The sequence below is a fragment of the uncultured Winogradskyella sp. genome, from assembly GCF_947498345.1.
Taxonomy (GTDB): Bacteria; Bacteroidota; Bacteroidia; order Flavobacteriales; family Flavobacteriaceae; genus Winogradskyella.
Map to the genome: position 1 here is coordinate 281,129 of NZ_CANMJY010000003.1, position 12,208 is coordinate 293,336.

10 protein-coding genes are annotated in these 12,208 nt (G+C 32.3%); 4 read left to right on the top strand and 6 right to left on the bottom strand.

Translation table 11 applies throughout. The features are described 5' to 3' along the window. Window positions 1–17 precede the first annotated feature (17 nt). From Q0912_RS06200 to Q0912_RS06215, 4 genes are all read right to left on the bottom strand, one after another. Window positions 18–1,196, bottom strand: a complete 1,179-nt coding sequence (locus tag Q0912_RS06200; protein ID WP_299113098.1) for an AIR synthase related protein — start codon at window positions 1,194–1,196, stop codon at window positions 18–20. A 47-nt stretch (window positions 1,197–1,243) separates the two neighbouring features. After that, window positions 1,244–1,912: an outer membrane beta-barrel protein gene (locus Q0912_RS06205; protein ID WP_299113100.1), complete on the bottom strand. Its 669-nt coding sequence runs from the start codon at window positions 1,910–1,912 to the stop codon at window positions 1,244–1,246. A 187-nt stretch (window positions 1,913–2,099) separates the two neighbouring features. After that, window positions 2,100–2,237, bottom strand: coding sequence for a hypothetical protein (locus Q0912_RS06210; RefSeq protein ID WP_299113102.1), 138 nt, complete (start codon window positions 2,235–2,237; stop codon window positions 2,100–2,102). Between the two features lie 248 nt (window positions 2,238–2,485). Then, entirely contained in the window at window positions 2,486–4,672 is a 2,187-nt protein-coding gene (locus Q0912_RS06215) for a glutamine synthetase III (RefSeq protein ID WP_299113103.1), read from the bottom strand. A 169-nt stretch (window positions 4,673–4,841) separates the two neighbouring features. On the opposite strand from Q0912_RS06215, the gene Q0912_RS06220 reads away from it, so the two are divergent. Then, the gene (locus Q0912_RS06220; protein ID WP_299113104.1) at window positions 4,842–5,864 is read left to right on the top strand and encodes a glutamine synthetase beta-grasp domain-containing protein; all 1,023 of its coding nucleotides are present in this window, start codon (window positions 4,842–4,844) and stop codon (window positions 5,862–5,864) included. 56 nt (window positions 5,865–5,920) lie between these two features. On the opposite strand, the gene Q0912_RS06225 is transcribed toward Q0912_RS06220, so the two are convergent. Next, window positions 5,921–6,871 (bottom strand): calcium/sodium antiporter, encoded by a 951-nt coding sequence (locus Q0912_RS06225; protein WP_299113105.1) that lies wholly within the window; start codon window positions 6,869–6,871, stop codon window positions 5,921–5,923. A gap of 165 nt (window positions 6,872–7,036) precedes the next feature. Here Q0912_RS06225 and Q0912_RS06230 point away from each other — a divergent pair, with 165 nt between their 5' ends. Together Q0912_RS06230 and Q0912_RS06235 are read left to right on the top strand one after the other, a co-directional pair. Then, window positions 7,037–7,396 carry a BlaI/MecI/CopY family transcriptional regulator gene (locus tag Q0912_RS06230; protein WP_299113106.1) on the top strand — a complete coding sequence of 120 codons (360 nt, stop codon included), beginning with the start codon at window positions 7,037–7,039 and terminating at the stop codon, window positions 7,394–7,396. A 2-nt stretch (window positions 7,397–7,398) separates the two neighbouring features. Then, window positions 7,399–9,339 carry a M56 family metallopeptidase gene (locus tag Q0912_RS06235; protein WP_299113108.1) on the top strand — a complete coding sequence of 647 codons (1,941 nt, stop codon included), beginning with the start codon at window positions 7,399–7,401 and terminating at the stop codon, window positions 9,337–9,339. Between the two features lie 95 nt (window positions 9,340–9,434). On the opposite strand, the gene Q0912_RS06240 is transcribed toward Q0912_RS06235, so the two are convergent. After that, window positions 9,435–11,393 carry an endonuclease gene (locus Q0912_RS06240; RefSeq protein ID WP_299113110.1) on the bottom strand — a complete coding sequence of 653 codons (1,959 nt, stop codon included), beginning with the start codon at window positions 11,391–11,393 and terminating at the stop codon, window positions 9,435–9,437. A 595-nt stretch (window positions 11,394–11,988) separates the two neighbouring features. On the opposite strand from Q0912_RS06240, the gene Q0912_RS06245 reads away from it, so the two are divergent. Beyond that, the gene (locus Q0912_RS06245) at window positions 11,989–12,162 is read left to right on the top strand and encodes an SsrA-binding protein (protein WP_299113112.1); all 174 of its coding nucleotides are present in this window, start codon (window positions 11,989–11,991) and stop codon (window positions 12,160–12,162) included. The last annotated feature ends 46 nt before the right edge of the window (window positions 12,163–12,208 follow it).

Genomic DNA, 12,208 nt, shown 5'->3' on the forward strand with positions numbered 1-12,208 from the left:
AAAAGGATTTATTTAAATTAGTATTCAAAAGTACCATATGTACTTTTAATAGTTAACCTTTTTGAAGCAGAAGCCTCTACTCTACCAATAATTTTGGCATCAACATTAAACGATTTTGAAATCGCAATGATATCTTCTGCTACTTCTGGTGTAACATACATTTCCATACGATGACCACAGTTAAATACTTGATACATTTCTTTCCAATCTGTTTTAGATTGCTCTTGTATCAATTTAAATAATGGCGGAATCTCAAACATATTATCTTTTACAATATGGAGATTATCCACAAAATGAAGAATCTTAGTTTGTGCTCCTCCACTACAATGTATCATTCCATGAACAGAATCACTGTTGTACTTATTTAAAACAGCCTTTATAATTGGAGCATAAGTTCTCGTGGGAGACAACACCAATTTACCTGCATCAATTGGTGAGTTTTCAACTGAATCTGTTAGTTGCGTTTGTCCGGAATAGACTAAGTCTTCTGGCACTGCAGCATCATAACTTTCTGGATATTTTTTTGCTAAATATTTAGAAAACACATCGTGCCTTGCAGAAGTTAAGCCATTACTTCCCATACCTCCATTGTATTCATTTTCGTAGGTAGATTGACCAAAAGATTCTAAACCTAGAATAACGTCTCCTTCACTTATATTAGCATTATCTATAACCTTAGAACGCTTCATTCTTGCAGTAACTGTAGAATCTACAATAATAGTTCTCACTAAATCTCCTACATCAGCAGTTTCACCTCCAGTGGAGTGAATTGTAACACCAAAAGATCTTAAATCTTCAATCAATTCTTCTGTTCCGTTGATAATTGCAGAAATGACTTCGCCTGGAATTAGGTTTTTATTACGACCTATGGTTGAGGATAACATAATATTATCTGTGGCACCAACGCAAAGCAAGTCATCAATATTCATAATTAAGGCGTCTTGTGCAATGCCTTTCCAAACAGAGAGGTCGCCTGTTTCTTTCCAATACATATAGGCTAAAGATGATTTTGTACCTGCACCATCTGCATGCATTATAAGGCAGTAATTATCATCATTAGTTAAATAGTCTGGAACTATTTTACAAAAAGCCTTAGGAAATAAGCCTTTATCTATATTTTTTATGGCATTGTGCACATCTTCCTTAGACGCAGAAACGCCTCGCTGTGCATACCTTTTGCTAACCGAATTACCCATTGAAGAATTTTATAATTGGTACTGCAAAAGTAAGAATTGATATCTATCTATTTAATAATATTTGATTGAATTACTGTTTCTACTTCTTCTAATAATCTTTCTCTTTTCTTTTTACCCCCAAAATAAAAATGAATACCCACTCCCGCTCTAAAGAAGTTTATATTATTTTCTTCTTGTATAATAGGGTTAGTCTCATTAGAAAAAACAAAATTATATTCGCCAAATAATTTTACCCCTACCTTTTCTATAACAATAAACTCTATACCTGCACCTCCTTGAATTTTTGCTCCTGTATTTTCAAAATAATTAGCCGCATTATAGCCATAGCCCCCATAAACATAAGGACTTATACTATTAAATGGTGTTATTAAATATTCTAAGTTTAAATCAAAAGACATAAATCCCTCATTATACTCATCATTAAAAGCCAGATTGTATTTGTTATAAGTAAAACTAATAGCTAAATGCTCTGTAACAAATCGTTTATAACCTAGTCTTGAGTATATTTCAAATTCGGGTTTAGTAAAATCACCACTAAGAAGTGATGAGCCAATTGCGGCATCTATTGTATTTGTGCCTCTTAAATTATAAAATTCTAATTTTCTATATTTTAATTTATTGTCATTACTACTTTCTTCTTCTTGTGCATTTACAAAGCTTAGCCCAAAAATAGTGAATACAACTAATAGAAAAACGCACTTATATTTGATAATCATATAACCTTAATTAGCAAATAAGTTGACGTCATTTAAGATAATGGAGCTGCACAATATAGAAAAATATTCTTCAAATCATAAAAAAATCTAAGATTAACGGTAATAAAAAAAGGATAAAACACAAAACTGTTTTATCCTATAAACTCTTAAATGGCAATAATGCCTTATTTTATAATCTTATAAATTTTTAAGATTCTGTCTGTAGCTCTGGTTGAACATTTACAACATTGTCCTTAACAACATCTTTTATGTCTTCGGAATTATCCTGAGATAGAATTAAAGTCGCACCCACAAGAATAGCTACGCTTAGTAGTAACTTCTTCATTTTAACAAATATTGATTAATAGCATTACAAACATACTAAATTAACCCTATGGAAAAACGATAGTTACCTGTTTTTTGCTAACAATTAACAGGCTTTTCGACAATAAGACAATTGTAATCGACGAACGACACAGATACACAATTTAAAACTAATCCTTCTACGTGTAGTTACTTATATATTTAGATAAAAAACTTTATATAAATCCGTCTTTATCCCTAAAAAAGAGTCTATTATTTTAGATCTAACCATCACTTAGTAAACAAAAGTTCTCTATACTTAGTCAATGGCCAAAGCTCATCATCAATCATTAGTTCTAGTTTATCGCAATGATATCTAATCGCTTCAAATAGAGATTTTACTTCATTACAATAACCAGCTGCTTTTTTCTCAACATCATCAATCTTATTTAAATTTCTGCGTTGATCAGTCATTTTCGTTACCAGTGAATTTATGGCTTCTATATGACTAGATATTTGTTCTATGAGCGCGAGTTGCTCCTTTGCAAAATCTTTAAATTTATTGCCGTAAATTGTCTTTAAACCTGTTACATTCTCAATCAGTATATTTTGATATCGTACTGCTGTCGGTACAATATGATTGCGAGCAATATCACCTAAAACCCTACTCTCTATTTGAGTATGAAGAATGTACTCTTCCATCTCAATCTCGTAACGTGCTTGAGCTTCAACCTTATTCATAACACCTAAATTTTCAAAAAGCTCTAAAGAAGATTTTGAGACTTTTACCTTTAAGGCTTCTGGTGTAGTTTTATTATTACTTAAACCACGTTTCTTAGCTTCTTTTTCCCATTCCTCACTATAACCATTACCTTCAAAAAGAATAGCTTTTGAAGTTTTAATATATTCTCTTAATACATTAAAAATGGCATCATCTTTTTTCATGGTTTTTTTATCTATCAACGCATCAACTTCCACTTTGAAATCCATCAATTGCTTTGCAACTATGGTATTTAAAACCGTCATAGGATTAGCGCAATTAGCCGTAGAACCTACAGCTCTGAATTCGAACTTATTACCTGTAAAGGCAAATGGTGAAGTTCTATTTCTATCGGTATTATCTAAGAGTATTTCAGGAATTTTACCAACAACATTAAGTTTTAAATCCGTTTTTTCTTGCGGAGACAACTTTCCTTTGGTGACGGTCTTTAATTCTTCAAGGACTTTGGTGAGTTGCGCTCCTATAAACACAGAAATGATAGCTGGTGGTGCCTCATTTGCTCCTAATCTATGATCATTACTTGCTGATGCGATTGCGGCTCTCAATAACTCTTCATGGGTTTGAACTGCTTTAATAGTATTAATGAAAAAGGTTAGAAACTGTAAATTGCTCATAGGTGTTTTACCTGGCGATAAAAGATTGACTCCTGTATCTGTGCTTAAGCTCCAATTATTGTGTTTTCCAGATCCATTGACACCTGCAAATGGTTTCTCGTGCAAAAGCACCATAAAACTATGACGCTCGGCAACTTTTTGCATTACATCCATTAATAAGGAGTTATGATCAACTGCTAAATTGGCTTCCTCGTATATAGGAGCTAATTCAAACTGGTTTGGAGCTACCTCATTATGCCTTGTTTTTACCGGAATACCTAAAAGCATACATTCGTTTTCCAAATCCCTCATATATGCCATCGCTCTATTTGGTATTGTACCAAAATAATGATCATCGAGCTGTTGTCCTTTTGCGGGTGAATGCCCTAAAAGTGTACGACCAGTTAGCACAATATCTGGTCTTGATGTAGCAAGATCATTGTCAATTAAAAAGTATTCTTGTTCCCAACCTAAAGAAGCGTTTACTTTTTTTACGTTTTTGTCAAAATATTTACAGACATCAACTGCAGCATTATCAACCGCTTGAAGTGCGCGTAAAAGAGGTGTTTTATAATCTAATGCTTCTCCCGTATAGGCTACAAAAACTGTTGGAATACATAATGTTGTCCCATAAATAAATGCTGGAGAAGTTGGGTCCCATGCAGTATAACCTCTAGCCTCAAAAGTATTTCTAATACCACCATGTGGAAAACTTGAAGCATCTGGCTCTTGTTGTACCAATTGACTACCACCAAATTTTTCAATAGCTAAGCCATCACCTATGGTTTCAAAAAAAGCATCATGCTTTTCTGCTGTTGCACCAGTTAAAGGCTGAAACCAATGTGTATAGTGTGTTGCTCCTTTAGAAATAGCCCATTCTTTCATTCCTGTAGAGATATGGTCAGCTATAATACGATTTATCTTTTCTCCTTTTTCAATAGCTTCAACAATACTATCTAAAGCATCTTTGGTGAGATATTGTCGCATTGCTGTTGCATTAAATACATTGTATCCAAAAACTTCAGAACGACGTTTATATTCTTCAACTTTTAACGGTTCTCTTTTCAAAGATTCCTTTATAGCATTAAATCTTAATGTTGACATAACTGTATGATTTTTAGAATTACAAATCTAAAACAAATATTGAATACCCATAAATTTTAAGGGTATTAACAACTGTTAATAAGATTTTTTAGCATTTAACCCTATTTTTTTTGGGGTATAATTAATTTTTAATCAAATTTGCCTATCAAAAATTCATAATTCTATTATAATGAGCAAATCAAAATTAGAGTACATTTGGTTAGATGGCTACAAGCCCACTCAAAACATGAGAAGTAAAACTAAAGTTGAAGACAACTTTAGTGGTAAGTTAGAAGATTGTCCTATCTGGTCTTTTGACGGAAGTTCTACCCGACAAGCTGAAGGAGGTTCTTCGGATTGTCTATTAAAACCCGTAGCAATTTACCCAGATCCAGCAAGAAAGGATGGTTATTTAGTAATGACAGAAGTTTTAAATGCTGACGGAACAGCTCACGAGTCTAATGGAAGAGCAACTATTGAAGATGAAGATAACGACTTCTGGTTTGGCTTTGAACAAGAATACTTTATCATGGATAGAAAAACACAACTACCTTTAGGATTTCCTGTAGGTGGCTATCCTGCACCTCAAGGATTGTATTATTGCTCTGTTGGAGGACGAAACACTCATGGAAGGGATTTAGTTGAAGAACATGCAGATCTATGTATTGCTGCAGGTTTAAATTTTGAAGGTATCAACCAAGAAGTAGCTTCCGGACAATGGGAGTTTCAATTATTTGCTAAAGGCGCTAAAAAAGCTGGAGATGAAATTTGGGTGGCGCGTTATTTATTAGATCGTCTTACTGAAAAATACGGATACTATATAGAATACCACCCTAAACCTCTTGGAAAAGATATGGATTGGAATGGTTCTGGTATGCATGCTAACTTTTCTAACACGACTTTAAGAACTTGTGGTAGTCAAGAAGTTTATGAAAAAATATGTGAAGCATTTAGACCTGTTGTAAAAGAACATATTGCTGTATATGGTGAGTTTAACGACCAACGTTTAACTGGTGATCACGAAACAGCATCGATTGACGACTTTAGCTATGGTATATCAGACAGAGGAGCTTCTATTCGAATTCCTATTATTACAGTAGAAAAAGGCTGGAAAGGCTGGTTAGAAGATAGACGACCAGCATCTAACGGTGATCCTTATAAAATTGCCGGTAGAATTATAAAGACTGTAAAAAGTGCTGATATTACAGCATAATATTACTAGAATTATATATTATTTTAATAGCCTTGAGAATAATCTTGAGGCTATTTTTATTTTAAAGCTAAGTATATAAATACAATGTATGCGCCAAACAAAAGCATCCCCTTATATCTCCCTACAACAAACTGTTTAGGGATTAGCATCAAAGGGACTAAAATAGCCGCAAAGGCAATCATCCAAAAAATATTAGTAGATAATATTTCTGGTGTTTCCGGATTAACCACAATAGGTTTTACAATAGCTGTTAACCCCAATACTGATGCAATGTTAAATATATTAGACCCTATTAAATTTCCTAAAGAAATCGCCTTTTCCTTTTTAAGCGCAGCAATAACAGAAGCCGCAAGTTCTGGCACACTAGTTCCTATGGCAATTACTGTTACAGATATAGCATAATCACTTATACCTACCGCTTTTGCTAATTGTTTCGCTCCTTCAACTAACCATTCCGAACCATAATATAGGCCTGCAACTCCTATTAACAACCAAATCACAATTTTAAAGTTAGAAACTTGAGCCAAAGCATCGTCGACCTCTTCAAGGTTAGCTTTTGTTGATTTTCTTGAGCCGCGAATTAATATAAAAAGAAAAATGATTAGTCCAACGAATAATATCACACCTTCAATAGCTGTTAATACTTTGTCATTCTTTAAAAAGTAATACAACACAAAAGATGCTAACATCATCATTGGCCAGTTAAACTTATAGAAATCTTTATCTACAGCCAAAGGGGTAATTATTGCAGTAATACCCAAAACCAAACCAATATTAGCTATGTTAGAACCAATTACATTACCTAATGCTATATCCGAAATTCCATCAAAAGCCGCTTGTAAACTCACCAACAGTTCTGGTGCAGAAGTCGCAAAAGACACTACTGTCATACCTATAACCAGTTTAGAAATCTTTAGCTTAAAAGACAAACCAACTGATGCTCTTACCAAAAAATCACCGCCAACTACCAACAACGCTAAGCCAGATATAACAAGGAATACACTCATTTGTTTAACAGGTATCTAATCTACTCTTTACATTAAATCGCGAAGATAGCATTTCATTTTTAAAGCAAAGAAAAACTAAAAATTTCGTTAAATAACTATTATTTTAGTTTCATAACTATAAAAATAGTTATATTTGAAATCAAGATCATTTAATTCACAACTCCTATGCAAAAATTAACAAATAAAGAAGAGGAAATTATGCACATTTTATGGAAGCTCGAAAAAGGGTTTGTAAAAGATGTATTGGCAGAAATAAAAACTGACAAACCACATTATAACACATTATCTACAATAATTAGAAATTTAGAAGAAAAGGGTTATGTAGATTACAATGCATACGGAAAAACGCATCAATACTTCCCTATAGTTTCTAAGGAGGATTATAAAAAACGTTTTATGACAACTGCTATTGAAAATTATTTTAATAGTTCTTATAAAAATGTAGTCTCATTTTTCGCTAAAGAAGAAAAAATAAGTGTTGACGAGCTTAAAGAAATCATTGCATTAATTGAAAACAATAAATAATCATGGAATATCTTTTAAAAGCATCTGCTGTAATATTTATATTCTATACTTTCTATAAGTTGTTTTTACAGCGTGAAACGTTTTTTCAAACCAACCGTTTGTACCTAATTATAGGTTTATTAACTGCATTGTTAATCCCTTTAATTGTTATACCTATTTATATTGAATATACACCAGCTATAGCAGATAATAACGTGCCAATTTTTGTAGGCGCGGAGGTTCATCAAAATGTAGCAGAACCCACTTATGATATTTCACAAATTATATATGCTGTATATGGTATTGGTTTAGCCTTCTTTTTAGGCAAGCTACTCATAGAGCTTACATCACTTAAATTCTTGTTTAACAAACATCAATATTATAAAAGTGGATCTTATGTGTTAATTGAAACTAATAATGACATTCCTCCATTTTCATTCTTTCATTGGATTGTTTATAACCCAAAAAAATATTCGAAAGAAGAATTAAATCATATTCTAAATCACGAAAAAGCACATGCAAAAGAATTGCACTCAATCGACATTGTCCTAACACAATTGGCATGTGTGCTTTTTTGGTTTAACCCTTTTGTCTGGTTTTACAAAAAAGAAGTACAACAAAACTTAGAGTTTATAGCAGACAAAAAGGCACAAGATTTTTCTAAATGCGAAAAAAGCTATCAGCTTATATTGTTAAAGTCTAGCGTTCCAAATCACAAATTTTTAATCACAAATAATTTTTACAATTCACAAATCAAAAAAAGAATAATTATGTTACACAAATCAAAATCAAAAAAATTAAACGCCTGGAAGTATTTGTTAATTTTACCTGTATTAGCCCTCTTCTTAATGAGTTTTAACACAAAAGAAATTTTTGTTGAAATTGATGAACCAGCTGATCTAAGTGAGGTGGCACCAATTGAAGCTTCAGCACATTTAAACAATTTCTATGATACCATTGAGTTTGATAATAAAACAGAAGCAAAGTCTAAAAACCATAGCGCAACAACCTCAAATAATAGTCATAAAAATAACAGCAAATTGATTGCTCAAACTTCTCCAAAAGCACAAAAAAACAGCTCTAATAAATTAGGAGATATTTCTGTTATAGTAATTAGCAAAAATACATCAGATGCAGATTTAGATAAAATCATAGATGAACTAAAAAGAGAAGGACTAACTGTAAAATTTAAAGGTGTAAAGCGTAATAGTAAAGGAGAAATTACAGCTATTAAGATTGACGCAAAATCAAAAAAATCCAATGCTAGTTACAATGTAAATTCTGACGAAGCGATAGATCCCGTAAAAATCGTTTTTGACAAAGATAACAACAGCATTTCAATTGGTAATGAAAACGCAAAACACGGTGTCCACACCTATGTTTATGAAGCTCATACTGGAGGCAAACACAAAATCAGCAAATCTGGTAGCGGAAATAATGTCTATGTAATCACTGAAGATTATGAATATGAAGATAATAAAGACCATAACACAAAAGTTATCGTAAAAAGTAATGGTAAAAAAGGAAAAGTAAAGACCATTAAAAGGTCTAAGAATATTGAAGTCATATCTGGAGATGACGATATGGTTGAAATCATTGTTGAAGGAGAAGGAGATGAAGAAGAAACCATAATAGTTAATGGAAAAAAGATCCATATCGCCGAGGGAAAAGAAAATGTAGTCGTAAAAGGAAGAGTTAAGCAGGCTATAGCTAAAAGTATGAATAACGACGATGTCTTTATTATCGAACTAGATGACACTAAGAACAAAATCTTTATTTCTGATGAAGATGGAAAGAATCCTTTATTTATTATTGACGATAAAGAGGTGTCTAAAGATGAAATTTCAGATTTAGATCCAGATGACATTGAATCTGTAACTGTACTAAAAGATAAAAGTGCAATCGAAAAATATGGAGATAAAGCCAAAGACGGTGTTGTCATTATAAAAACAAAAAAGAACTAAACCAAATTTCATCAATCAATCAAAACGGAAAAAGTCAAACTATTTTATTTAGTTTGACTTTTTTTAGTTTAAAACTATTCAAATATAAAAGACAACTATTTTATAATAATCTTCTTAATCATTGAGCGATTATTACTCGTAAACTTCATTAGGTATAAACCAGGTGCTAAATCTAAATCTATATAATCATCTATGGATTTATAATGCTTTAAAAGTTTACCATCAATAGAATATACTTCTGCATTAGGTTTATCATTAAAGCCATAAACATAAAGTCTTCCATTTGTAGGATTGGGATATACCAATACTTCCGAAAATTCATCCTCATCGACATTTAAAGACTGATCCCAAGCGTCACCAACATTGGTTCCCCATATATATTCTACTAAAAGTGGTTGATCTATAAAAGGGTTTCTGTTTTTTTGCCAATTGTAAACGACATTATTTCTGTTCATTTCAAAATCATCTGGAGGATCATTTCTATGCCAATCTAAAAGTGTTGCTAAATCACCTAACTGACCTGTATCTGTAGGGAAACCGTCAACTACTTCCAAACCGTTATACCTAATCTCCATGTACAAAACACTACGTGCCACATCACCTCTAAAACTACCGAGCGTGCCATTTGGCCCAACATATTGTCCATAGTGTTGATTTCCTCTAGAACTATTTTCGGATGCATCAGCAGCTCGTAAAGCATGAGCATCTGAGTTGCCATGACGAAGAGAGTCTGCTTTAGTTGTCCAAAAGACATCTATACCATCTGCAATTTCATCTTCCTCAATATCAAAAAAACCACCTCTAGATCTCGGATAAGTATGCTCTCTGTTCCATTTACCTGCATTACTACTTCCGGTTTGCAAATCTAATTTTGCTCTACCTTGTTCTGTATATAGCAACCAAACTTGATTGCTGTTTTCTGGGTTTTGATCTGCCTCTAATAAAATATCAATCACATCCGCATAAGTTTGCGCTCTAACTGTTGCTGGATCTGCAACAATATCTTGCAAGGCTTGTCTCAAAGCGGTATCAGCCAAACCATCTAAACTATCGTAATACCCAATAGGTTCAGTACTTTGTACAATACCATTAGTGGGATTAACTGGTGTTCCCCAAGCAGCCATTGTAAAATCATTATCTACAACTCTAACTTCTACAAAATTATTAGATGGTACTATTGGCTCCATTAAATCTAAAAAGCGGATTTGCAGAACTTCATCACCTTCGTCTAGAGCATCATCAACTAGACTAATAGTCGTACTCGTAGAATTTTGACCATTAAGAATAGTTAAACTTAAGTTTCCTGAAAAATCAGAGCTATTAAAACCAAAATTATCTAAACTAATGGTAAAGTTTAAATCTGAAGTAACATTAGTTTCTGAAGTAAATGAAATATCAAAACTTACGCCTTCATCATATTGTATCTCCATTACCGAAATGCTTACAGGATTTATATCAATACCAGAACCATCATTTTCGCGTCGTGGTGTTGGTGTAGCTGTTGAAAACGACTCTATTCCCATGCCATCTACAAATCGTTGAATCGATCTTGGGTTTGCATTTGTTCCATTATCATTGTATTGTATGGTTTCCCCCATTAAACCTAATAAGTCAGTATCATCAGAATCATTTGTTCCATAAACCATGGCATCGATAAGATTATCTTGCGTTGCCAGAGTTCCTTCTGGAAAATCACTTACAGAAGCTTGGTAAACCCCTACTGCATCTGCACCATTCTGAATTACATTCTCTGAAATTAAAACCTGAGGAAAAGGAGATACACCTTCACTCCCTATAACTAATAATCCATTATTATCTGTCGTATAACCATTTAAATCTATAACCATGTAACTAGAATCTGCTCCACTACTTGAACCATTAAAAAAGACAAGAATATAACCATCGGTTGAAAAGTTTGGTGTTTGTGATTTTAGCTCTATGAACTCTGCAGTGTCTGTGCTTGGAGAATCTGGATCAAACTCATTTATAATCAAATCTTGTGACCACCCAAAAGAACAAGATAGTAGCACGAATAAAATCAATAAGCGTTTCATAATATAAATTTTAACAAATATAGGTCTTATATGTTGCTTTAATGTTAAAACCCAAAATACTAAAATTTATTACAAAAAACATATTAAAAATACTATGATAAATATCAGTAAAATAAAATCTAAAAAAGATGAAACACCCAAAAAATGGCAATTTGAAGACAAAACGCCTCTACGATTTTAAAAAGTGTCAAAAATATGCCCTTGAAACATATAAATATGAAACATTAATTGCAATTTTAAATTACAAATTATAATTAATCTGTAGGCAAGTCACAATTTTAAGTAAACATTATCATCTTTTCACTTATAAATATAAATGCAAATTCGTTGATTTTTATAAAAACGTTTGGAAGATTATTCGTCGTCGATATATATTGAAAACTCAATCAAAAAACATAACTGATTTATTAACCTCTAAACCAAAAAATTATGATGACATTAGCAAAATTGATTATTGATATTATTTTTTCAATATTCTAAATTAAAACCAACCAAAAACTAACCATCAATAAAAAGTAGAACTTAGTTCTAGAATAAGTTTTACTATTTTTGTCACAAAATAATTACAGACTAAAATGTCTTTATTATTTGTACGATGAACAAAACGATCTTTAAAGCTTTAGCTAAATTAAATAAAGCTCTATTACCTTCTTACACAAAACAACGATTAGACCTAAGTAAGGCTTCTAAGCTACAACTTGCTATAATTGGTTGGCGTGTATATATAACAAAAAATGCATTAGACGAAAAAAAGACTACCGATTGGTAGCCTTTATAAAACTCAATGTAATCTATCGCCCTAGCGGTAAACTTTC

What these genes read in the sequence shown, in the direction of transcription:
- Q0912_RS06235 (WP_299113108.1), top strand. Translation starts at nt 7,399, where the DNA reads ATGGAATATCTTTTAAAAGCATCTGCTGTAATATTTATATTCTATACT.
- Q0912_RS06230 (WP_299113106.1), top strand. Translation starts at nt 7,037, where the DNA reads ATGCAAAAATTAACAAATAAAGAAGAGGAAATTATGCACATTTTATGG.
- Q0912_RS06240 (WP_299113110.1), bottom strand. Translation starts at nt 11,393, where the DNA reads ATGAAACGCTTATTGATTTTATTCGTGCTACTATCTTGTTCTTTTGGG.
- Q0912_RS06225 (WP_299113105.1), bottom strand. Translation starts at nt 6,871, where the DNA reads ATGAGTGTATTCCTTGTTATATCTGGCTTAGCGTTGTTGGTAGTTGGC.
- Q0912_RS06200 (WP_299113098.1), bottom strand. Translation starts at nt 1,196, where the DNA reads ATGGGTAATTCGGTTAGCAAAAGGTATGCACAGCGAGGCGTTTCTGCG.
- Q0912_RS06220 (WP_299113104.1), top strand. Translation starts at nt 4,842, where the DNA reads ATGAGCAAATCAAAATTAGAGTACATTTGGTTAGATGGCTACAAGCCC.
- Q0912_RS06215 (WP_299113103.1), bottom strand. Translation starts at nt 4,672, where the DNA reads ATGTCAACATTAAGATTTAATGCTATAAAGGAATCTTTGAAAAGAGAA.
- Q0912_RS06245 (WP_299113112.1), top strand. Translation starts at nt 11,989, where the DNA reads ATGAACAAAACGATCTTTAAAGCTTTAGCTAAATTAAATAAAGCTCTA.
- Q0912_RS06205 (WP_299113100.1), bottom strand. Translation starts at nt 1,912, where the DNA reads ATGATTATCAAATATAAGTGCGTTTTTCTATTAGTTGTATTCACTATT.
- Q0912_RS06210 (WP_299113102.1), bottom strand. Translation starts at nt 2,237, where the DNA reads ATGAAGAAGTTACTACTAAGCGTAGCTATTCTTGTGGGTGCGACTTTA.